The sequence below is a fragment of the Halomonas sp. IOP_6 genome (assembly GCF_021151565.1).
GTDB lineage: Bacteria > Pseudomonadota > Gammaproteobacteria > Pseudomonadales > Halomonadaceae > Vreelandella > Vreelandella alkaliphila.
This window is the reverse complement of sequence record NZ_JAIRBO010000001.1, coordinates 590,467-611,855: the sequence shown is the minus strand read 5'-3', so window position 1 is coordinate 611,855 and position 21,389 is coordinate 590,467. Positions and strand designations below refer to the sequence as shown.

The following is a 21,389-nucleotide window of genomic DNA, read 5'->3' as shown; positions in this document are numbered from 1 at the left end:
AGCGCATCTCCTGAGACGTTACACGGTTCATTCGATAATATCCCCGCGTAAAATGTACTTACATACGGCCACCGTGCTGATAAAACCGAGCATGGCAATTAACAGCGCAGACTCAAAGTAGGTCTTGCTGTTGAGCCACAGCCCCAGCAGTACGATCAGCGCAATTGAATTGACATACATAGTGTCGAGCGCCAGCACGCGATCTGGCAGGTCGGGGCCAATGGTTAGGCGATAAAGATTCATCAGTAGCGCCATTACCACTAGCGCTAAAGTGATCACGAGTGCGGCGCTTAGCATTCGTAAATCTCCTTAAGGGGGCGCTCATAGCGCTCGCGAATTTGGGCAATTAGGGCGTCCTCGTCGTCTACATCAAGTGCATGAATGAGCAACGATTTTCCGTCCATCCTCAAATTCGCTGAAACTGTTCCTGGGGTTAGGCTAATGGTGCTTGCGAGAAGTGTAATGGTGAAGCGTTCTTCAAGCATCAGCGGGTATTCAATAAAGTGTGGTTTGACTTTACGCCAGGGGTTAGCAATTAAGTACGCAACTTCGAAGTTGGCGATGACGATATCGCCTAGTACGCGAAACGCAAAACGCAAGAGTTTAAGCGGTTTACCAATGCGGGGGCGTGCGTCCCAAAAGCGATGGGTCAATAACGGAATGAGGATGGCCAGCGCGCCGCCGAGCACAATCTGACCAAATGCAAAGCTACGCACAAGTAATAGCCATACTAACAGCAGCAGCAGCGATAGTACCGGCGTAGGGAGCCAAGCGCGGGGGGCAATCATTGGGCGTCTCCAGCATCAGGCAGAAGCGAATTAATCAACAGCTGCGGGTTGGCCAACTGCTCTCCCGTGGCCTGGGTATAGCTACTCACGGGCCCTGCAAAGGCGACCATTAGTGGTGCCGCGCTAAGCAGCCACAGCATGCCAATCCATTGGTAGCGAGAGAGGTTGCTGCCGCTTGGGCTGCCACGGTGGCTGCGCCAAAACAGCGTAGAGCCTGCACGAGATAGCGCAATTAACGACGCCAGGCTCGTTAATAGTAATAGCGGCCAAAGCCACAGGCGCTCACCACCTTCGGCGGCGTTAAGCATGAGTGCCTTCCCTAACGCACCGGATAGCGGTGGTAGCCCGGCCACGGCAATAGCTCCGATAAAAAAGGTAAGCGCCAGTGCATTGCCTTGTACCAATGGTCGGCCTTTAACGATGCGCGTGCCGGGTTTCCCCCGCTGTAGGCCAATCATCTCCGCTAGCAGGAAAAGTCCCCCGGTAATCAGCGTGGTGTGAATGAGATAATAGAGAAGTGCTGATGTCGCGGCAGGTGAGCGCATGCCAATGCCAGCCAGTAACGTGCCTACCGAAATAAGCACCAGATACGCGACCAGCAGGCGTAAATCACGTGCGGCGATAACGCCAACACCCGCTGCGGCTAGCGTTGCTAGCGCTAACCACCATACCCAGGGCTGTTCCAGTGCGACTAGACCAACTGCCTGATCGCTGAATATCAGCGAATAAACGCGCAAAATCGCGTAAATCCCCACCTTTGTCATAATGGCGAATAACGCTGCCACTGGTGCGGGAGCTGCTGCATAAGCGCGGGGGAGCCAAAAGTAGAGAGGCAAAATAGCCGCTTTTAAACCGAAAACTACCAGCAGCATCAATGCCCCTGCGGTGACTAAGCCTTCGCGCTCAGCGGGTAGATTGGACAGCTTGTGTGCCATATCAGCCATGTTCAGCGTGCCCGTTGCACCATATAAAATGCCCACAGCGATCAGGAACAGTGAGGAGCCCGCTAAGTTAAGCACGACATAGTGAACACTGGCTTGGATACGTGCTTTACCACCACCGTGCAGCAGTAATGCGTAAGAGGCCAGGAGTAACACTTCGAAAAATACGAAGAGGTTAAACAGGTCGCCGGTTAAAAAGGCCCCGTTAATGCCTAGCAATTGCCATTGAAATAGGCCGTGGAAGTTACTGCCTTTTTCATCGTCACCGCCGCAGGCAAAAATGACCGCACCGACCGCTAAAATAGCGGTGACTAACACCATCAATGCCGACAAGCGATCCAGCACCAGCACCACGCCGAACGGTGGCTGCCAGTCGCCCAGCGCGTAGTAAGTAATGTCACCACTCGCCGCTTGGTTGACCAGCGCTATTGAGACGAACAGCAGAAGTATCGAGGCGACAACGCTGACGGTGCGCTTATAGCGCACCAAGCCCTGGCGTTGATAAAGCAACAAAATACCCGCGACTAACGGTAGCACCACGGGTAATACAATCAGATGCTGGATCATTCGTGGTCTTCCTTTTTGCCGTCGACATGGTCGTTACCTACTTCGCTGCGTGCACGCATGGCCAGGATGACCACAAAGGCGGTCATCGCAAAACCAATCACGATCGCTGTTAATACCAGTGCCTGGGGCAGTGGGTCAGCAATGTTCGTGCCTTCATTTACCAGAGCAGCGCCATCCGTGGTTAAGCCTCCCATGGAAAACAAAAATAGGTTGACCGCGTAGGAGAGCAGCGTCAGACCAACCACAACGGGGAACGTACGCCCGCGCAGTGTTAGATAGAGCCCGCACGCAGTTAATATGCCCGTTGTAATGGCATAGAGCATTTCCATTAGTGGGACTCCTTGTTATTAGGCGTACTCGAATCATCGCTTGCTTTGGGTTCGGTGACGGGGCGGTGTGGCGTGGTGACTTTACCCAGGTTGGCCAGAATCATCAGCGTTGCACCTACAACCGCTAGATAAACGCCAAGATCAAAGAGCAGAGCGGTAGCCAGTTCAAAGGTGCCAATCAGTGGTAGCGTAAAATAACCGAATGATGACGTCAGGAACGGATAGCCCAAAAGCCAGCTACCCAGCCCTGTAAGTGTTGCAATGGCAACGCCTACCACGGCCACTGGCTGGAAGGGGAAGTTTAGGCGCTCTTGTGCCCACTCAACGCCGCGTGCCATATACAGCAAGATAAGCGCGACAGCCGTAATCAAGCCGGCGATAAATCCGCCGCCAGGTTGGTTATGGCCGCGTAAGAAGATAAACGCAGAAACCAGCAGCGCCAGCGGCAGTAACGTCATAGAAATCGACGTTAAAATGGCGGGGTAGCGATCAGGCGACCAAACACGACCTTCGCCATCGCTATGTGGGATAAACAACCGTAGTCGGTTTAATAGTTTAAAGATGGCTAGGCCAGCAATGGCCAGCACCGTAATCTCGCCAAGCGTATCGAAACCACGGAAGTCGACCAAGATCACGTTGACGACGTTGTACCCGCCGCCGCCAGGTTTACTGTTTTCAACGAAGAACTCAGAAATCGACAGCGTCTCACGTGTCATCACCGCATAGTTAAGGCTAGCCACCACTAAGCCTAATGCGCCTGCCAGTAACATGTCCCGTACGTTGCGCTTGGGGCTCGATTCACGCGGCGTTTTTTGGGGTAAGAAAAATAGCGCTAACATCAGCAGTATCATGGTAACAACCTCTACCGATAGCTGAGTCAGTGCTAAGTCTGGGGCAGAAAAGCGTGCAAAGGTGAGGGCAACGAATAAGCCTACGACCGAAAGCATCAGTAGTGAGATTAACCGGTATCGATGGGTAGCAGCCGTCGCTACTCCCCCGAATATCAGCATGCCAGCACCTAATAAAACAATACCATCAATTGGCTGATTGCCTTTCGAGCCAGTTAAGCCGTCAATGCTTGCCAAGCCAATGACACCCATCAGTAATGCCGCAAAAAGTAGCCAGCCCATATAGCGCTGAAGAGAGTTGCCTTCAAGCTTTGTGATGAGTTGTTCGGCACGATAACCAAGGGTAACGATAAAGCGTTCAAAGACGCGACGCGCATCAATACTGGGGAATGGTTGCACAAAACGGCGTAGATCCGCATGACGCCAATACAGTGTGATGCCTACAACAAAGGCCAGCCCACTCATCATCAATGGCAAGTTGATGCCGTGCCAAATAGCCAAGTGGAAATCAAGTGGCTCGCCCAATACGGCTTGTGTCGCTAGTTGTAAAATGTCAGTGGCAAAAAAGGCGGGGAAAAGCCCGACTAAGACACAAAGCGCTACGAGGATTTCCACCGGTAACCGCATCAAATGAGGAGGTTCGTGAGGCGCTTTAGGCGTTGCTTCTGTAGCAGGTTTATAAAATACCGCATGCACTAAGCGCACCGAGTAGGCCACAGAAAGAATGCCTCCTAACGCTGCTAGCGCAGGGAGTAGCCAGCTAAGCCCACCTAGTACAGGGGTTGCTAACGTCTCGGTAAAGAACATCTCTTTGGAAAGGAATCCGTTAAATAACGGTACACCTGCCATGGCAGCAGCGGCCAATGTGGTAAGCAGTGCTGTAACAGGCATCGCCTTTTTTAGGCCGCCTAATTGCTTGAGCTCTCGGGTGCCTGTTTCATGGTCGATGATTCCTGCGCTCATAAACAGGGCCGCTTTGAAGGCCGCATGATTCAAAATATGAAACAGAGCTGCTAACACCGCCATTGGGCTACCAATACCCAATAATACGGTGATCAAGCCTAGGTGGCTGACGGTTGAGAACGCCAGAATTCCTTTTAGGTCAGTCTTAAACAGGGCAAACCAAGCGCCGTAGAGTAGCGTGATAGTACCTATGAGCGGCACCACTACGCTCCAAAGCTCGCTGCCAGCAATCGCAGGGTGTAAGCGTGCCATCAGAAAAATACCCGCTTTCACCATAGTGGCAGAGTGCAGATACGCTGAGACTGGCGTTGGAGCCGCCATGGCATGAGGTAGCCAAAACTGGAAAGGGAACTGAGCTGACTTGGTAAATGCACCGAGTAGAACCAGCCCAAGCATCAGCGGATAGCGAGGATCGGCGACGATGGCAGCACCGCTGCTAAGTACATCGTCCATTCGATAGCTGCCGGCCATATCACCCAGCAGTAGGAGACCCGCTAGTAGGGCCAAGCCGCCAGCGCCGGTAACGGTAAGCGCCATGCGGGCACCTTTACGTGCATCACTACGGTACGACCAAAAGCCAATCAGCAAAAATGACGAAAGACTGGTTAGTTCCCAGAATAACCAGAGTAAGATGAGGTTGTCTGACATCGAAATGCCCACCATCGATGCCATAAACAGCATCAGGAAGGCATAAAAACGTCCGAATGGCTCATCTTTGTCTAGGTAAAAATGTGCATACAATAAAATCAGCAGACCGATGCCAATAATCAAAAGATTAAACAGCAACGACAGGCCATCTAAACGAAATGCCAGCTCAAGGCCTAGCTCAGGCATCCATGCCGCGTTAAAACGCAGTGCTTCGCCTTTTAACAGGGCGGGGATCTGCAACAGTGTCAGCAGCAGGGCAACAGCAGGCAGTATGCTTGTCGCCAGCGAGCACAGGGTGCGGCCGCGCTTGGCATTTAATGCCGGCACCAGCACGCCTAACAGGGGCAGTAAGGCTATCCACAGCAGTGTCATGGGCTTATCCAGCGCAAAAAAATCGTGAAACACCAAGGTGGCAATCGCTACCTGGGTGGCGGAGATACTTCAAGTGAAACAACAGGATATCACTTGTATAGTAAGTACGTGATTTTAGTATAAAGTGATGCCGTTAACCGTTTAGAGACTCCCTGTTCCATGAGTGAACCATTCAATACCTGGCAAGCCCGCTTCGAAAAGCTGCGCTCAAACAAGCTGTTTGAAGGCGCCGTGATTTCCATCATTGTGATTTCTGCCTTGGTAATAGGCGCGAAAACCTATGAGGAAACCTCCCGAATAGAGCAGTGGCTGCTTTATCTTGATATTGCCGTAACCGTGTTCTTTCTGATTGAGATTTTGATCAGAATGGCAGCCGAGCGCAACTTAGTCAGCTTTTTTAAGAAGGGTTGGAATGTTTTCGATTTTCTGATAGTGACCGCTAGCCTGATCCCCATGGACGACTCGGAGATGGTACTGCTGGCACGCTTGCTGCGAATTTTCCGTGTTTTGCGCTTGGTGTCGATGATTCCAGAGCTACAAATGTTGCTGGGAGCGTTGGTGAAGTCGGTCCCCCGGATGGGCTATGTCGTACTGCTGATGTTTATCATCTTTTATATCTATGCTGCCCTGGGTAGCTTTTTATTCCATAACGTTGACGACTTTTTATGGGGTAACATTTCCGTAGCGATGCTCACGCTGTTTCGCATCGCTACGTTTGAAGATTGGACTGACGTTATGTATGCCACCCAAGAGGTCTATGCTTGGAGTTGGATCTATTATTTGACGTTTATATTTCTTACCGCGTTTATTTTCCTCAATATGATGATTGGTATCGTGCTCGATGTTATGCAAAAGGAGAGTGCGCAGATGGAGTTGGATAGCGGCGAAGGCGACTCAGCTCAATTGCAAGCTCTGCGTAGCGACGTGCATACGTTAAAAGCGCAGCTTGATCGTATGGAGGCTGCCATGGCCCATAAAGGCACTCTATCAGCTTCAAGTGACCAAACCGACCAACCTAATACAGGGTTGCCAAAAACAGATTAACGACAGGAGCGACGTCATGATGTTGTCCGATCCCTCTAAAAAATATCGCCCCTTCGTGGCCGTTGAATTGCCTGACCGCCGTTGGCCTAGTCAGCGTATCGAAATGCCTCCTATATGGTGCAGTGTAGATTTGCGCGATGGCAACCAGTCGTTAATCGACCCCATGGATCAAGAACGCAAACAGCGTTTGTTCGATCTACTGCTGAACGTTGGTTTTAAAGAGATTGAGGTGGGCTTCCCATCGGCATCACAAACTGACTTCGACTTTGTCCGTTCGTTGATTGAGCAAGATAAAATTCCTGATGATGTGACGATTCAAGTGCTGACCCAGGCGCGTCCGCATTTAATTGAACGCACGTTCGAAGCCCTTAAAGGCGCTAAAAACGCCATTGTGCACGTCTACAATGCCACCGATCCGATGTTTCGGCGGGTAGTGTTTAATGTAGATAAAACAGAGTGCGTGCAGATCGCCGTTGATGCAACGGCGCAAATCCGCGATTTAATGGCCGCTAATCCAGAGACTCACTGGACCTTCCAGTACTCGCCTGAACTATTCACCACCACGGAGATGGACTTTGCGGTGGAAATTGTCGAAGCGGTGATGGATACCTTCGGGCCTAGCATTGATAACCGGATGATCGTTAACTTACCGGCCACCGTCGAAGTCGCAACACCCAATAACTATGCTGATCAAATTGAGTGGTTCTGTCGTCATGTTAAAAAGCGCGACACGCTGATTGTCAGTGTGCACCCTCATAATGACCGCGGTACTGGCGTGGCGGCGGCAGAGTTGACGCTAATGGCCGGTGCTGACCGGGTGGAGGGTACGCTGTTTGGCAATGGCGAGCGTACTGGGAACGTAGATATCGTGACGCTTGCGATGAACCTTTATACTCAAGGCGTTCACCCGAACCTGGACTTCTCCAACATTACGCCCATTATGCGCGAGGTCGAGTACTGCAATCAGTTACCCGTCCATCCGCGCCATCCCTACGTTGGCGATTTAGTATTTACTGCGTTTTCAGGCTCGCATCAGGATGCGATTAAAAAAGGCATGGCAGATCGTCGTGCTCATCCTGAGGCGCCTTGGGATGTACCCTATTTACCTATCGACCCGCTGGATGTGGGGCGTAGCTATGAAGCAGTAATTCGTGTTAACAGTCAGTCTGGAAAAGGCGGTATTTCCTATCTGCTGGAACAGGAGCACGGCATTGAACTGCCGCGCAGGCTGTCGATTGAGTTTAGCCAAGTAGTGCAGGAAGTCGCTGACCGAACTGGGCGCGAAATTACCTCACAAATGATTTACCAGGCGTTTGCTGATGAGTACTTGGAGCAGTATTCGCCGCTGGCGCTGATAAGCCATCGCCTTTCCTCTGAGCCAGAAAGCCCTAAAGTTGCGCTTGAAGCGATACTGGAAAGCGGAGGTGAGCGCCAAACAGTAACCGGTGAGGGCAACGGCCCCTTGGCCGCGTTTGTGAAAGCGCTGGTGGCTAGCGGCCAAGAGGTGGAAATAATTGATTACCATGAGCACTCCCGCGGACAAGGGGCCGATGCTGAAGCAATCGCCTATGTTGAGGTGCGCATTGATGGTAAAGCAGTGTTTGGTGTTGGTACCGACGAAAGCATCACCAGCGCGTCGATGAAAGGTGTGCTTAGTGCCATTAACCGTCATCACTCTACCCAAGCGCCGGCTGCCAATGTCACTGCAGAAACGTTAGGGTAAATACCCGATTGAACGTGATCGCTAGCAGACCTATAAGGAGGCGTTGGCCTCCTTATCGTTAGCTAAGGTGGTGATGACAGCTAGCGTGGTTATGGGAACTACAGCGGCGTCTTACTAGTCTTGCCAGGCACTTCGCGCACTAAGCGTGGCATTAAGAAACCTGGCAAGTGTTCAAGTAACTGCTTAACCAGTGTTTTGGCTTCCTCATCGGGGACATCAAAATGGGCGGCACCTTGTACGGGGTCGACCACATGCAGATAGTAGGGCAACACTCCCGCTTCAAACAGGCGTTCGGACAGAGTAGCCAAGGTGCTGACGCTATCGTTAATTCCGCGTAGTAACACGCTTTGGTTGAGCAGCGTCACACCCGCTTGCTTTAAGCGTGTGCAGGCATCAATGACCGCTTGGTCAATCTCATTGGCGTGGTTAATATGCAGTACCATAACTTTTTGCAAGCGTGTCGCCGCTAGCCAGCCAAGAAGGGCATCATCAACCCGGTCGGGGATCACTACGGGTAGACGTGTATGAATGCGCAGCCGCTTGAGATGCGGAATATTTTCAAGCTGCTCCACCAGCCACGCCAGCTGACGATCGTTGGCGGCCAACGGGTCTCCGCCAGAAAGAATCGCTTCATGAAGGGTGGTGTCGGCGCGCAGGTAGTCCAGTGCTTCCTGCCACTGCGCTCTGGAAGGGGAGTTGTCACTGTAGGGGAAATGGCGCCGGAAGCAGTAGCGGCAGTTGATTGCACAAGCGGGGCTGGCAATTAACAGCACGCGGCCAGCGTACTTATGAATGAGCCCCTTAACAGGCTGATGCTCTGCTTCTTCTAGCGGGTCGGTGACGTAACCTTGCGGTGTTGAGGCTTCATCGCTTACCGGCAGTACTTGGCGGAGCAGAGGGTCATTGGGGTCGTTGGGGTCAATGCGCGTAAGATAGGCGTCGGGAACACAGATCTCAAACAGCTGGTGCCCAGTAGAAGCACCAGGCAGCCAGCTGTCGTCCAAGTTTAAGCGCTTGCACAAAGTGACTGGGTCGCGAATCGCTTGGGAAAGCTGCCGCTGCCATGACGCGTAAATCTGGGTAGACGGGCGCTTATCAGCGATAATAATGTTCTCCTGCAAAAAAGCCCTCCTTCGGGTTATCATGCGCGCACTTATTAGACGACGTTTACAACGACATTATCAACGGCGAAGCATGGCTTCGCGCACTATGTTACTGAAATAAAACACTGAGAGGCATCATGGCGAACTATTCTACCAATGAATTCAAAGGCGGTTTGAAAGTAATGCTCGACGGCGATCCTTGTTCTATCGTCGAGAACGAACTAGTAAAGCCAGGCAAGGGGCAGGCATTTAACCGCGTTAAGCTACGCAACCTGATGACTGGCCGTGTTGGCGAGCGTACTTTCAAATCCGGTGACTCACTGGAAGGTGCTGATGTCATGGATTTGGAGATGGAATATCTCTACACCGACGGCGACATGTGGCACTTCATGAAGACGGATGGTTCCTTCGAGCAGTACGCCGTTGAAAAGAAAGCGTTGGGCGATACTGAAAAATGGCTCAAGGAGCAGGTGCCTTATATTATTACGCTTTGGAACGATAAAGCGATTTCCGTTACGCCGCCTAACTTCATTGAACTGGAAGTGGTTGAGACGGACCCAGGTTTGAAAGGTGACACTGCCCAGGGTGGTTCTAAGCCTGCCACACTTTCATCAGGTGCGGTTGTGCGCGTACCGTTGTTTATCAACCAGGGTGAAGTGCTGAAGATTGATACGCGCTCTGGCGACTATGTTTCTCGAGCATAAGTGTTTCTCGAGCATAAGTGTTTCTCGAGCCTAAGCGTTTTTCAAACATAAGCGCTGCCGAGTGACCGGTAGTTAGCCGCGAAAGCATCTACTTTATAAAGCCACGTGATGACCATGCGTGGCTTTATAGCATTGGAGGGGACGTAAATGACGGCTAGCTGGCAGCCAACGGCAAGTATCGAAACGTTGCGCGAGCGTGCACGCATACTCGCTGGGGTGCGTGCATTTTTTGCTGAGCGGGATATGCTGGAGGTGGAAACACCGGTGTTGGGGCAGGGTGGTAGCACCGATGTGCACTTAGTCTCGCTCGCTAGCATGGCGCGTACGGATAAAGGCCAGCGTAGGCTTTGGCTGCAAACGTCGCCCGAGTTTCATATGAAGCGCCTGCTGGCCGCAGGTAGTGGGCCGATATTTCAACTAGCTAAAAGTTTTCGTGATGGTGAAATTGGCAGCCGCCATAATATTGAATTTACTATGCTTGAGTGGTACCGCCCAGGGTTTACTCTGGCACAGCTGATTGATGAGACGGCCACGCTGGTTGCTAACGTGCTGCCGAGTTTTGCAGGCCCCGTGGTGCACTATCGTTACCGGGAGCTGTTTCATACCTACTTAGCGGTAGACCCCTTCACGACGTCTATTGACACATTGCGTACTTTGGCTGCAGAGCGTGGCCAGATGCCGGCACATGCGCTAACAGAAGAGAGTCGCGATACTTGTCTCGACCTGTTAATGAGCATGGTAATTGAACCAACGCTTGGCCAAAACGAACTGAGTGTTGTGTTGGATTATCCTGCCAGCCAAGCGGCCTTGGCGCGCCGCCATCAAGACGCAGATGGTGAGTGGGTCGCTTCTCGCTTTGAGCTTTATCTCAATGGTGTTGAACTGGCGAATGGCTATGATGAGCTGATTGATGCTGAGGAGCAGCGGCTGCGTTTCAGTGAAGATAATGCCGAGCGTCGCCGTTTAGGTTTACCTGAGGTGGATGTTGATGAGCAACTGCTAGCAGCGCTAGACCATGGAATGCCAGAAAGCGCTGGGGTGGCATTGGGCATAGATCGGCTTATTCAGCTGGCGCTGGGTAAAGCACGCCTGGAAGACGTGCTTACATTTTCAACAGCTAATTGTTAGCACTAATTTCTCGCGTTTTAAGGCTCGCCCAGTGTTTGGCCCATTTGTACCTTGGCGCCTAGCGGGTTGTCTTCAAAAGTCACCGGCTTGGCAAAGCACATCACCACCGTTGAGCCCAGTTTGAAGCGGCCCATTTCAGCGCCTTTTTCAAGCGTGATTGGTTGCCCGAAACGCATGCGCTGAGGGTGGCCTGAAAGCGGCGTCACCTGGCCTGCCCAGACAGTCTCGATAGCCGCGACGATCATTGCACCTACCAATACCATGGCCATTGGGCCGTGCTCGGTATCGAAGATACACACCAATCGCTCGTTACGAGCAAATAGCCCTGGCACGTAGTTAGCGGTTGCTTGGTTGACCGAAAAGAGCCGCCCTGGCACATAAATCATCTCGCGCAGGGTGCCTGTAACCGGCATATGTACGCGGTGGTAATCTCGAGGAGAGAGGTAAACAGTCGCAAAACTGCCGCCCATAAACTCTTCGGCTAGCGCGCTGTCGCCACCTAGCAGGGTTTGGGCAGAAAACGTGTGGCCTTTCGCCTGTACTAACTGGCCTGCCTGTAAACGCCCGAACTGTGACAGGGTGCCATCAGCAGGGCTTAGCAGGCCCTCTCCCAATGGACGAACATCGGCTTTCAAAGCGCGGGTGAAAAAGTCATTAAACGTTGCATAAGCGGTGGGGTCTGGCTCCAGCGCTTGGCTCATATCCACATTAAAACGTTTGATAAACGCCTTAATTAACCTGTTCTTCACCGCGGGAGCGTCGCACTGGGCGAGCTTACCTGTTAAGCGCGAAAGCGCATGGTGAGGGAGTGGGTACTGAATTAGGGAAAACGCTTTTTGGGAAACAGTCACAGTCGTATCTTCACTTCTCTATCGGTGTGTCGTCGCGGTTGCCCCATTCGCCCCAAGAGCCCGCATAACCACGTATATTAAAGCCCAGCGCTTTACCGACTAACCACGTGAAGCTGCTGCGATGATGGCTTTGGCAGTGAGTAGCAATTTCCATTTCGGGCGTTAGGCCGAGCGCGCCTAGTTCGGTCATTAGCTCAGCGTAATCGCGGATGCGAAGTGCGCGATTGCGATCCATGACGTTGAGCCAGTCCATGTTGACCGCTCCCGGAATATGACCAAGGTGCTTATTGTTGCCTTTTTCACCATCAAACTCGCCTTTAGAGCGAGCATCCCAAACGGCGAACTGCTTATCTGCGAGCTTTTGTTTGATTTCATCGCAGGTGATTAAGGCGTGCGGGTTTAAGATCTCCGCTCGGTACTCACTTGGTGTTGGGGCGGTGGATTCAGTGCTTTCTACCAAGCCGGAATCTCTCCAGGCATGGATGCCGCCATTCAAATACGAGTAACGGGTGTGGCCGATTAGCTCCAGTGTCCATAGCAGTCGTGCCGCCCAGCCGCCGCCCTCATCATCATAAGCGACGACGTGAGTATCCCGGGTTAGGCCAAGTGCGCTGAACAGTCGTGAGAGAAAATCAGCGCTCGGCACATCATTGGGTACCGGTCCTTCGCCACGCATTAGGTAGCGAAAATCAAGGTAAATGGCACCCGGTACATGGCCTTGGCGATAGCTATCGCCATTCACTGGTACATCGATAACCAGCAGCTGTGGATTATCCAGATGTTTTTGAAGCTGCTCGGGCTCAACAATCAGCGGCAGTAGGTTGGTTTCCGATGAATGGCTAGCGGTGCTCATTGACAGCTCCCTATGCTTAGCAATTGACATATCAGGCATCAAGCTAATAAAAATTATGCGTTTAAGCTATCGAGAATGCGCCGATAGCTGGCAAAACGTTCTGGATGGATCTTGCCTGCCTCGACTGCTTCAAGTAAAGCGCAGCCCGGCTCATTGCGGTGGCGGCAATCTCGGAAGCGGCAATGGCCAATGAACGGATGAAACTCAATAAATCCATCGGTAACTTCCTGTTCATCAAGATGGATCAAGCCAAACTCGCGAATACCCGGCGAATCAATGAGCTCGCCGTCAGTCACTTCGTCACTACTCATCGCATAAAGCCGAGCGGTGGTGGTGGTGTGGGTGCCTTTACGCGAATCTTCTGACAGAGCGCCAATACGCAAAGTTTCATCGGGTAGCAGAAGATCAATCAGTGATGATTTGCCCACGCCACTTTGACCGACAAACACAGATGTTCGCCCTTCAAGCTGCTGGCGTAGATCATCTAAGCCAGCTTCATTAGCAGTGGTGGTGCGCACCACGGTGTAGCCCAGAGAGTGGTAGCGCTCAAGCAATTCTCCCAGTTTGCCACCATCTTCTGGCAGCAAGTCGGTTTTGTTGAGCACCAGCACGGGGGCAATACCTGTTGCTTCGGCAGCGACCAAATAACGGTCAATCAAATTGGGGTGAGGAGCGGGCTCTACCGCAAAGACGATCAGCAATTGATCGATGTTGGCCGCCACAGGCTTAAGCTGGCCCCGCGGGTCTGGGCGCTTTAGCACGCTGTCGCGCTCCTCGCGGGCCACGACGACGCCAGAGCCGTCCTGGCCTGCTCGCCAAATCACCCGGTCGCCGGTGACTAAGCCATCTAGGTTGGCGCGAAGGTGGCAACGCACGGGCGTACCATCGGCATCGCGCACTTCTAGTGTTCGCCCGAAGTGAGCCATAACTCGGCCTGGTTGTTCGGCACCATATTCGCCAGCGGCAAGTTTTTCAGCGTCTTTCACATCGCGCTTTTCAGCACGTTGGGCACGTTCCGCTTGGACTTTATCGACTCGCCACTGTTGCTGGCGACTTAATTTACGTTTGCTCATGACCACCTGATGCTCGGTACAATAGTGGCATTGTACTCACCTGGGCAGTCTACTGTCCTGTATTGGGTGCTGGTTAAGGCAATATAAGCCACACTTTAACTCTAATCGCCGTATTAAGTGGCGGTACTGGCCAAGGAATGAATGTAATGAGCGAGCAAACTGCTGACAACGCCACCCCGCGAGATGATTTGCTAGTGTGGATAGACTTGGAAATGACCGGTCTGGATCCAAACAAAGAGCGCATCATTGAAGTGGCCACATTGATTACCGATGCCGATTTAAACGTCGTAGCGGAAGGGCCGGTGATTGCGGTGAAGCAGCCTGATAGCCAGCTGGCACAAATGGATGACTGGAATCAGAAGACCCACGGGGAGAGTGGTCTGGTTGCGCGCGTCAAAGCGAGCACCGTGACTACCGCTGAGGCCGAGCAGCAAACGCTCGATTTTCTTCGCCACTATGTGGTCTCTGGCTCATCGCCTATGTGTGGCAATAGCATTCACCAGGATCGGCGTTTCCTTGAGCGTGAAATGCCGGATCTTTGGGCGTTTTTCCATTACCGTAATTTGGACGTGTCGACCGTTAAGGAGTTGGCAAAACGCTGGAATCCAGGTGCCTTAGCAGGATTTAAGAAGCAGAATGTCCATCTGGCAATGGATGACATCAAGGAGTCGATTGCCGAGTTGGCTCACTATCGCAGTACGTTCTTACGCCTCGAAACGGTAACAGATGAAGAGGAGTAAGGTAGTTTAGAAAAGTGGCTAAGCGCCATCAGTGGCAATTTTCGCCCCGCGCTTGAGGCGCTGCTCCTCAAGCGCCCAAGCAACGTGCTCACGCACTAAACTGCTGGGATAGGCTCTTCTTGCCCACAAGGCTGCCTCTACCGCGCGACTCCAGGGTGCATTGCCCAGGCCGATGGCGAGATTGCGCAGCCAGCGTTCGTAGCCAATACGCCGAATGGGGCTGCCTGCTGTTTTATCCAAAAATTCGTCTTCGCCCCAGGCAAACAGGCTGAGGAGGTCGGCGCGGTCAAGGTCATGGCGCGGCGCAAAGTCATCTTCCTGGGTAACGCGGGTGAAGCGAGTGAAAGGACACACCAACTGACAGTCGTCGCAACCGTAAATACGGTTGCCCATGGCGCGGCGAAACTCCGTGGGTATCGCGCCATGCAGTTCAATAGTGAGATAAGAGATGCATTTGCGTGAGTCGACGACCTTGTCATCTACAATGGCACCGGTTGGGCAGGCGGTACGACAGGCGCTACAGCTGCCACAGTGTTCCTGAGTAAAGGGTGCATCGATAGGCAGCGGCAAGTCGGTATACAGCTCGCCGAGGAAAAAAAGCGAGCCCGCCTTGGGGTTAAGTAACATGGCATTTTTACCAAACCAGCCAAGGCCTGCTTTTTGCGCTAAGGCGCGCTCCATAACGGGCGCTGAGTCGACAAATGCGCGATAACCAAACGCGCCGACTTGCTGCTCGATTTTTTTAGCTAGTTGCGCCAAACGTTTGCGCATTAATTTATGATAGTCGCGGCCCAGTGCGTAGCGTGAGACATAGGCACGGCTAGGTTGGCCCAGCACTTTTGTACTTTCTACTTCAGCGGGTAAATAGTCCATGCGCACGCTGATAACTCGCTGGGTGCCAGGTTCAAGCTCCTCCGGGCGGGTGCGCTTGGTACCATGTTTCGCCATAAAGCTCATGTCACCGTGGTGACCTTTTTCAAGCCAAGCATCTAGGTGTTTTTCATGAGCTGCTAGCTGAGTGTCTGTAATACCTACTTGCTGAAAACCTAACTCTCGACCCCATGTTTTGATTAGGGCCGCAAGACGCGTTAAGTCATCATCAGATAGTGAAAAGGTGGTGGAGTTTTGCATGGTAAATCAACGGTAGCGCGTTAAGCGCGCTATGCTAACGCATAAGTGGTTATCAACCTACTAGCGCCCAACTGTCACCAGATTAAGGAGAGATCGTGCCCACGTTAAGTACTTCCTCGCTACGCCCCCTTTATACAGCGGCTCAAGTGCGTGAGCTTGATCGGCGTACGATTGCCGGCGGCATTGAAAGTTTTGCCTTGATGCAGCGAGCAGCCTCCAGTGCATGGCACAGTTTCCGCTCCCGCTGGCCGCATGCACGAAGCGTGACAGTGATTTGTGGTAGCGGTAATAACGGTGGTGATGGCCATGTGCTTGCGGCGTTGGCCATGCAGTCCGGGCTTAAAGTACAGCGCATCTCACTTAGGCCTTTAGAGGCGTTGACGGGGGATGTTGCTCGCGCTGCCGAGCTGGCATCGGCGGCGGGCGTTGGTTTGGACCAGTGGCAGTCAAGTACCACCTTGGTTGGTGAAGTGATTGTTGATGCACTGCTCGGCACCGGGCTGTCGGGTAATGTTGCCGAAGAAATAAGGCCGGTGATTGAAGCGATCAATACGTCGCATCAACCGGTATTGGCGTTGGATATTCCCTCTGGCATCTCGGCAGACACGGGTGCCGTCATGGGGCTGGCCGTCAATGCGGCCTGCACGGTGACGTTTATAGGCGACAAAATTGGCCTGCATACTGGCGATGCACCTGCTTATACCGGCGAAATTGACTTCCGTCCGTTAGGTGTCAAGGCGCAAGCGTTTTTTGATATACCGCCCAGCGCATGGCGTTTGGACGATGAGCTTTTGGGTGAGGTATTCACGCCGCGCTCCCGTATCAGCCATAAAGGTGATCTGGGGCATGTCGTGGTAATGGGAGGTGCACCAGGGTTTGGTGGTGCGGCGTTGCTCGCTTCTCAAGCGGCCGCGCGTTTAGGCGCCGGTAAGGTCAGCTTGGCAACGGCACCTGAGCATGTGACTGCTAGTTTGATGCGCTGCCCTGAGGTAATGGCCCATGGTGTTCGCGGTGGCGCCGATGCAGGCCAATTGCCTTCCCAGGCAGATGTAATCGTTGTTGGGCCGGGGCTGGGGCAAGAGGCCTGGGGGCAAGCGATACTGCAGAGTGCCTTGAAATTAGATGTGCCATTAATTGTTGATGCGGATGCACTCAACCTGTTGGCCAGCCGCTGGCCTGATGAGCGTCGTAATAATTGGGTATTAACACCGCACCCAGGTGAGGCGGCTCGGTTGCTAGGCTGTTCCATTGCGGATATTCAAGCAGATCGTCCAGCGGCTGCCCGAGCCTTACAGCGAGCGCGGGGCGGCGTCGTAATTTTAAAGGGGGCGGGTAGCTTAGTGGCTGGCCCCAGCGGGTTAGTAATCTGCCCCTATGGCAATCCTGGTATGGCCAGCGGCGGCATGGGGGATGTGCTGAGCGGTATGCTAGGTACACTGGTTGCTCAGAACGACAATATGGAGCGTGGAGCGTGGCTTGGGGTGATGGTGCATGCGCTGGCCGGCGATGAAGCGGCTAAAGCAACGGGTGAACGTGGCTTGCTGGCAAGTGATCTGGCATCCTATGCACGAGTGTTAATTAACCCGTGAAGGCGGCCTACATGCAAGTGCAATTGAATAATGAAGTGTCTCACGTTGCCTTTGGTGAGGCATTAGGGCAGGCGCTGCAAGGTCACGGGCGTGTTTATTTAGAGGGCGACTTAGGCGCAGGAAAAACAACATTGACGCGTGGTATATTGCGAGCTTATGGCTACCAGGGGGCGGTTAAAAGCCCTACTTATACTCTGGTAGAACCCTACGAACTGGGGGCGCAGCGCATTTATCATTTAGATCTGTATCGTTTAGCAGATCCTGAAGAGCTTGAGTTTATCGGCGGACGAGATGTGCTTGCCGATGACGCGCTCTGTTTGATTGAGTGGCCGAGCCGAGGTGAAGGTTGGCTCCCCGCGCCTGATTTGCGAGTGGCGCTGGAGGTAGCTGATCCTGGTCGCTTGGTTACGCTAACCGCAGAAACTGACTTGGGTGAACGGGTGATCAGCGAGATGGTTAGCAGGCATGGCAGTGAACAGCTTGAAAGTGGTGTGATTCAATGGCTATAAACAGCGCACTAAACTATCTGGCACGCAGTGTGTCGTTTGGCTGTGTTCTTATGGTGGCAGGCGTGTCATCGCTGCAAGCGGCAACGGTAGAGAGCATGCGGTTGTGGGCAGCTCCTGATCATGCGCGTTTGGTGTTTGATTTGACGGCAGCAGCAAACGCTAATGTATTTTCCCTTGAGAACCCGTCGCGGTTGGTCATTGATCTTGATGAAAGCTATCTAGACACCGATGTGTCTACGCTGCCATTGGATGGGAGCGCTATTGATGAAGTACGAACGGGTGTTCGGGACGGCGGTGGACTTCGTGTTGTTCTGGAGCTTAACCGTGAAATATCCCCACGTCACTTTGCATTGCCACCCAACGACCAGTATGGGCATCGCTTGGTGGTCGATCTTGAGTACCCGGGCGAGAGCGCGGTTGAAAACCCTATTGATCCCATCGAGGCGATGATTCGTGACCAAGAAATCCTTGCTCAAAGAGCTAATGCTCAGGCTCGGGCACAGGGGCAGTCACAGGGGCAAGTGGTAGCTGAAGAGGTGGTGTCGCCAGCGGTAGAGCCAACGACTACCGCGGTTCAGCCAGCTCAACCGCATCCGCAACGGGATATTATTATTGCTGTTGATGCTGGGCATGGCGGCGAAGATCCTGGCGCAATAGGTCCTTCTGGAACACGCGAGAAAGATGTAGTGCTGGAGATTGCACGACGTCTTGCCGCAGAGGTAAACGGTACGCGCGGCTTTAAAGCGGTACTCATTCGCGATGGTGATTACTACTTGGGTCTTCGTCAGCGTACCCAGCTTGCTCGGGATCAAAAAGCAGACTTTTTTGTATCGATACATGCCGACGCATTTACGAGTCCGCGGCCCCAGGGGAGCTCTGTTTACGCACTTTCCCAGCGAGGTGCAACGTCTGAAACTGCTCAATGGCTGGCTGATAGCGAAAACCGCTCTGACTTGATTGGTGGTGTTGATGGCAACCTTTCATTGCGCGACAAAGATCAAGTACTGCGAGGTGTGTTGCTAGACCTCACGATGACGGCAACGTTAAACGATTCGCTATCGATTGGTGGCCAAGTGCTCGACCAACTAGGTCGTATCAACCGTCTCCATAAGTCTCGTGTTGAACAAGCGGGTTTCATGGTGTTGAAATCGCCCGATATTCCATCGCTACTTATCGAGGTTGGCTTTATTTCTAACCCTGATGAAGAGCGTCGCCTGCGGGATCCGGTCCATCAGCGTGGGTTATCAACGGCTATTTTCAATGGTTTGCGTGATCACTTCGAGCGTAATCCGCCGCCAGCAAGTCTATTGGCATGGCAGCGCGACAATCAGCGTCGTCCGAGCGGTAACGAGTACCGTATTCAGTCGGGAGATACATTGTCAGCTATTGCCGTGCGCCATGGTGTGCCAGTGAATCAACTGAAGCAGGCCAACGATATTAACGGTGACGTTATCCGTGTTGGTCAAGTGCTGCGCATCCCACGTTCATGATTATAGGTTTCCGAGGTGACGGTTGTCTGAATTGATCTCTTCGCCAACGCGCATTCATGTGCTTGATCCTCGTTTGGCAAACCAAATTGCCGCGGGGGAAGTTGTCGAGCGCCCTTCGTCAGTGACGAAAGAGCTGATAGAGAACGCCATTGATGCTGGTAGCCAGCGAATTGAAGTAGAGATAGAGCAAGGTGGCGCTCGGCTTATTAAAGTGCGCGACGATGGCATTGGTATTGGTGAGCAGGATTTGCCTCTGGCGCTTGCTCGTCATGCGACCAGCAAAATCAATAGCCTGGAAGATTTAGAGGGTGTGAGTTCGCTGGGGTTTCGTGGTGAGGCGCTGGCCTCGATCAGCTCTGTCTCGCGACTGGAGCTGATCTCTAATGCCGAAGAGGACCCCCGCCAAGGGTGGCGAGTCGTCGCTGAGGGGCGTGGTATGGAGGCGCGGGTCACGCCTGCGCCACACCCCCGTGGTACCAGTGTCGCGGTACGGGATCTGTTTTTTAATACCCCCGCGCGGCGCAAATTTTTACGCACCGAAAAAACAGAATTTGCCCATGTTGAAGAAGCTTTTCGTCGCCAGGCGTTATCACGTTACGACGTAGCTTGGGTGCTGCGCCATAATCAGAAAGTGGTGCATCAATTGCCACCAGGGGTGACGCCAGCCGCACGCGAGCGGCGCATTGCTTCGCTATTGGGTAAAAACTTTATTGAGCATGCTCGCTACATTGAACGTGAAGCGGGTGGGTTGCGTATTAGTGGCTGGGTCGGCTTGCCCACGCACTCTCGTTCTCAGGCGGATCAGCAATACTTTTTTGTCAATGGCCGCGTCGTTCGTGATCGTTTGGTTGCCCATGCTGTTCGTCAGGCTTATCGCGACGTGTTGTATAACGGTCGTCATCCGGTGTTTGTGCTTTACCTGGAACTTGATCCTGATGTCGTCGACGTCAACGTACATCCAACGAAGCATGAAGTGCGGTTTCGCGATGGTCGGATGGTGCACGACTTCCTTTACTCTAGCCTGCACCATTGTCTTGCTTCTTCTAAGCCTGCTGAAGAAGAACAGAACACCGCTTGTGGGCATGAAGGTGAAGTAGCAGAGGTAGGTGCTGCGGGCAACACTAATGAGGCCGACGTTCAAACGCCGACTCCCCGTTGGCAGCAGCAAGGCATGGCGCTATCAGACTCACCTGAGCGCCACCCTGGGGCAGAGCGAGTGCGGCGTTTTATGCAGGGCTACCAAGCGCTGCATCCGGATCATGAAGAGTCGCTATTAACGCCGCAGCCAAGCGCGCCAAGCATTAATACATCAAAAGCGACAGAAGTGCGTGAGGTTACGCAGGCGATGCCTGAGCATGATGCAACCACGGCGCCGCCGTTGGGCTTTGCGCTAGGGCAGTTGCACGGTGTTTATATTTTGGCCCAAAACGCGCAGGGGTTGGTGCTTGTAGACATGCACGCTGCTCACGAGCGAATTGTTTATGAACGCATGAAAAACCAACTGGCCGCAGCCGATGGGATTGATACACAGCCGCTGCTGGTGCCAGTTTCCCTGGCCGCCAGTCGCGCCGAAGTGGCAACCGCCGAAAGTGAGCGCGATGCCATTGCCCAGTTAGGCGTTGAGCTAGATGTGGCGGGTCCAGAAACTTTGCTAGTCCGGCAATTGCCAGCTCTTTTGGCTCAGGCAGATCCAGAGACCCTGATACGTCAAATGCTCGAAGAGCTGTCGCGGTTTGGCCGAACTCATCAGGTTGAAGCACGCATTCATGAGTTGCTGTCGACCATGGCATGCCATGGTAGTGTCCGTGCAAATAGACGCTTAACCATTGATGAAATGAACGCTTTGCTGCGAGATATGGAGCGCACTGAGCGAAGCGACCAGTGCAATCATGGCCGTCCAACGTGGACGCAAATGAGTATGAAAGCACTCGACCGCCTGTTCTTACGTGGACAATAGCTGCGTGGTTAGTTAAGACAACGAAGGGAGTGCTAAGA

General features: G+C 53.0%; 19 protein-coding genes. 9 read left to right on the top strand and 10 right to left on the bottom strand.

Annotation, left to right across the window (positions count from 1 at the left end; genetic code table 11):
- Positions 1-27 precede the first annotated feature (27 nt).
- From K7H08_RS02890 to K7H08_RS02870, 5 genes are read right to left on the bottom strand one after another with little or no spacing between them, the layout of a single operon-like run.
- The gene (locus tag K7H08_RS02890; protein WP_038485667.1) at positions 28-297 is read right to left on the bottom strand and encodes a K+/H+ antiporter subunit F; all 270 of its coding nucleotides are present in this window, start codon (positions 295-297) and stop codon (positions 28-30) included.
- On the bottom strand, positions 291-788 hold the full coding sequence (locus K7H08_RS02885) for a Na+/H+ antiporter subunit E (protein WP_038485664.1): 498 nt from the start codon (positions 786-788) through the stop codon (positions 291-293). Before K7H08_RS02885 ends, K7H08_RS02890 begins: the two co-directional genes overlap by 7 nt.
- Positions 785-2,296, bottom strand: coding sequence for a monovalent cation/H+ antiporter subunit D (locus K7H08_RS02880; protein WP_231657135.1), 1,512 nt, complete (start codon positions 2,294-2,296; stop codon positions 785-787). The genes K7H08_RS02885 and K7H08_RS02880 overlap by 4 nt, the downstream gene beginning before the upstream one ends.
- Positions 2,293-2,625: a Na+/H+ antiporter subunit C gene (locus K7H08_RS02875; protein ID WP_038485658.1), complete on the bottom strand. Its 333-nt coding sequence runs from the start codon at positions 2,623-2,625 to the stop codon at positions 2,293-2,295. The genes K7H08_RS02880 and K7H08_RS02875 overlap by 4 nt, the downstream gene beginning before the upstream one ends.
- Positions 2,625-5,456, bottom strand: coding sequence for a monovalent cation/H+ antiporter subunit A (locus K7H08_RS02870; RefSeq protein ID WP_038485655.1), 2,832 nt, complete (start codon positions 5,454-5,456; stop codon positions 2,625-2,627). Before K7H08_RS02870 ends, K7H08_RS02875 begins: the two co-directional genes overlap by 1 nt.
- Before the next feature lie 159 nt (positions 5,457-5,615).
- Between K7H08_RS02870 and K7H08_RS02865 the strand changes: the two genes are divergently transcribed.
- Together K7H08_RS02865 and leuA are read left to right on the top strand one after the other, a co-directional pair.
- Positions 5,616-6,500 (top strand): ion transporter, encoded by an 885-nt coding sequence (locus K7H08_RS02865; RefSeq protein WP_038485652.1) that lies wholly within the window; start codon positions 5,616-5,618, stop codon positions 6,498-6,500.
- Between the two features lie 16 nt (positions 6,501-6,516).
- The gene (gene leuA / locus K7H08_RS02860; RefSeq protein WP_231657134.1) at positions 6,517-8,223 is read left to right on the top strand and encodes a 2-isopropylmalate synthase; all 1,707 of its coding nucleotides are present in this window, start codon (positions 6,517-6,519) and stop codon (positions 8,221-8,223) included.
- 98 nt (positions 8,224-8,321) lie between these two features.
- Here leuA and epmB read toward each other — a convergent pair whose 3' ends face one another.
- Positions 8,322-9,344 (bottom strand): EF-P beta-lysylation protein EpmB, encoded by a 1,023-nt coding sequence (epmB, locus tag K7H08_RS02855; protein WP_231657133.1) that lies wholly within the window; start codon positions 9,342-9,344, stop codon positions 8,322-8,324.
- Between the two features lie 119 nt (positions 9,345-9,463).
- Here epmB and efp point away from each other — a divergent pair, with 119 nt between their 5' ends.
- Together efp and epmA are read left to right on the top strand one after the other, a co-directional pair.
- The gene (efp, locus tag K7H08_RS02850) at positions 9,464-10,030 is read left to right on the top strand and encodes an elongation factor P (RefSeq protein WP_009721928.1); all 567 of its coding nucleotides are present in this window, start codon (positions 9,464-9,466) and stop codon (positions 10,028-10,030) included.
- A 147-nt stretch (positions 10,031-10,177) separates the two neighbouring features.
- The gene (gene epmA, locus K7H08_RS02845) at positions 10,178-11,158 is read left to right on the top strand and encodes an EF-P lysine aminoacylase EpmA (RefSeq protein ID WP_231657132.1); all 981 of its coding nucleotides are present in this window, start codon (positions 10,178-10,180) and stop codon (positions 11,156-11,158) included.
- A gap of 17 nt (positions 11,159-11,175) precedes the next feature.
- Here the strand turns inward: epmA and asd are convergent, their stop codons facing one another.
- From asd to rsgA, 3 genes are read right to left on the bottom strand one after another with little or no spacing between them, the layout of a single operon-like run.
- Positions 11,176-12,009, bottom strand: coding sequence for an archaetidylserine decarboxylase (gene asd, locus K7H08_RS02840; RefSeq protein WP_231657131.1), 834 nt, complete (start codon positions 12,007-12,009; stop codon positions 11,176-11,178).
- A gap of 10 nt (positions 12,010-12,019) precedes the next feature.
- On the bottom strand, positions 12,020-12,862 hold the full coding sequence (locus K7H08_RS02835) for a sulfurtransferase (protein WP_231657130.1): 843 nt from the start codon (positions 12,860-12,862) through the stop codon (positions 12,020-12,022).
- A 53-nt stretch (positions 12,863-12,915) separates the two neighbouring features.
- Positions 12,916-13,935 carry a small ribosomal subunit biogenesis GTPase RsgA gene (gene rsgA, locus K7H08_RS02830; protein ID WP_038485630.1) on the bottom strand — a complete coding sequence of 340 codons (1,020 nt, stop codon included), beginning with the start codon at positions 13,933-13,935 and terminating at the stop codon, positions 12,916-12,918.
- A gap of 146 nt (positions 13,936-14,081) precedes the next feature.
- Here rsgA and orn point away from each other — a divergent pair, with 146 nt between their 5' ends.
- Positions 14,082-14,675, top strand: coding sequence for an oligoribonuclease (gene orn / locus K7H08_RS02825; protein WP_193061261.1), 594 nt, complete (start codon positions 14,082-14,084; stop codon positions 14,673-14,675).
- 18 nt (positions 14,676-14,693) lie between these two features.
- Here the strand turns inward: orn and queG are convergent, their stop codons facing one another.
- Positions 14,694-15,806: a tRNA epoxyqueuosine(34) reductase QueG gene (gene queG, locus K7H08_RS02820; RefSeq protein ID WP_038485624.1), complete on the bottom strand. Its 1,113-nt coding sequence runs from the start codon at positions 15,804-15,806 to the stop codon at positions 14,694-14,696.
- Positions 15,807-15,901: 95 nt separating this feature from the next.
- Between queG and K7H08_RS02815 the strand changes: the two genes are divergently transcribed.
- Genes K7H08_RS02815 through mutL form a run of 4 tightly spaced genes read left to right on the top strand, consistent with a single transcriptional unit; the run spans position 15,902 to position 21,351 of the window.
- Positions 15,902-17,395, top strand: a complete 1,494-nt coding sequence (locus K7H08_RS02815) for an NAD(P)H-hydrate dehydratase (protein WP_231657129.1) — start codon at positions 15,902-15,904, stop codon at positions 17,393-17,395.
- 11 nt (positions 17,396-17,406) lie between these two features.
- On the top strand, positions 17,407-17,904 hold the full coding sequence (gene tsaE / locus K7H08_RS02810) for a tRNA (adenosine(37)-N6)-threonylcarbamoyltransferase complex ATPase subunit type 1 TsaE (RefSeq protein WP_231657128.1): 498 nt from the start codon (positions 17,407-17,409) through the stop codon (positions 17,902-17,904).
- A 50-nt stretch (positions 17,905-17,954) separates the two neighbouring features.
- Entirely contained in the window at positions 17,955-19,394 is a 1,440-nt protein-coding gene (locus K7H08_RS02805) for an N-acetylmuramoyl-L-alanine amidase (RefSeq protein WP_051626579.1), read from the top strand.
- Between the two features lie 22 nt (positions 19,395-19,416).
- Positions 19,417-21,351: a DNA mismatch repair endonuclease MutL gene (mutL, locus tag K7H08_RS02800; RefSeq protein ID WP_442908332.1), complete on the top strand. Its 1,935-nt coding sequence runs from the start codon at positions 19,417-19,419 to the stop codon at positions 21,349-21,351.
- Positions 21,352-21,389 lie beyond the last annotated feature (38 nt).

Coding starts and splice junctions, on each gene's coding strand:
- K7H08_RS02870 (WP_038485655.1), bottom strand. CDS start 5,456: ATGACACTGCTGTGGATAGCCTTACTGCCCCTGTTAGGCGTGCTGGTG.
- queG (WP_038485624.1), bottom strand. CDS start 15,806: ATGCAAAACTCCACCACCTTTTCACTATCTGATGATGACTTAACGCGT.
- rsgA (WP_038485630.1), bottom strand. CDS start 13,935: ATGAGCAAACGTAAATTAAGTCGCCAGCAACAGTGGCGAGTCGATAAA.
- epmA (WP_231657132.1), top strand. CDS start 10,178: ATGACGGCTAGCTGGCAGCCAACGGCAAGTATCGAAACGTTGCGCGAG.
- K7H08_RS02835 (WP_231657130.1), bottom strand. CDS start 12,862: ATGAGCACCGCTAGCCATTCATCGGAAACCAACCTACTGCCGCTGATT.
- leuA (WP_231657134.1), top strand. CDS start 6,517: ATGATGTTGTCCGATCCCTCTAAAAAATATCGCCCCTTCGTGGCCGTT.
- K7H08_RS02885 (WP_038485664.1), bottom strand. CDS start 788: ATGATTGCCCCCCGCGCTTGGCTCCCTACGCCGGTACTATCGCTGCTG.
- K7H08_RS02805 (WP_051626579.1), top strand. CDS start 17,955: ATGGTGGCAGGCGTGTCATCGCTGCAAGCGGCAACGGTAGAGAGCATG.
- K7H08_RS02880 (WP_231657135.1), bottom strand. CDS start 2,296: ATGATCCAGCATCTGATTGTATTACCCGTGGTGCTACCGTTAGTCGCG.
- tsaE (WP_231657128.1), top strand. CDS start 17,407: ATGCAAGTGCAATTGAATAATGAAGTGTCTCACGTTGCCTTTGGTGAG.
- orn (WP_193061261.1), top strand. CDS start 14,082: ATGAGCGAGCAAACTGCTGACAACGCCACCCCGCGAGATGATTTGCTA.
- K7H08_RS02865 (WP_038485652.1), top strand. CDS start 5,616: ATGAGTGAACCATTCAATACCTGGCAAGCCCGCTTCGAAAAGCTGCGC.
- K7H08_RS02890 (WP_038485667.1), bottom strand. CDS start 297: ATGCTAAGCGCCGCACTCGTGATCACTTTAGCGCTAGTGGTAATGGCG.
- efp (WP_009721928.1), top strand. CDS start 9,464: ATGGCGAACTATTCTACCAATGAATTCAAAGGCGGTTTGAAAGTAATG.
- K7H08_RS02875 (WP_038485658.1), bottom strand. CDS start 2,625: ATGGAAATGCTCTATGCCATTACAACGGGCATATTAACTGCGTGCGGG.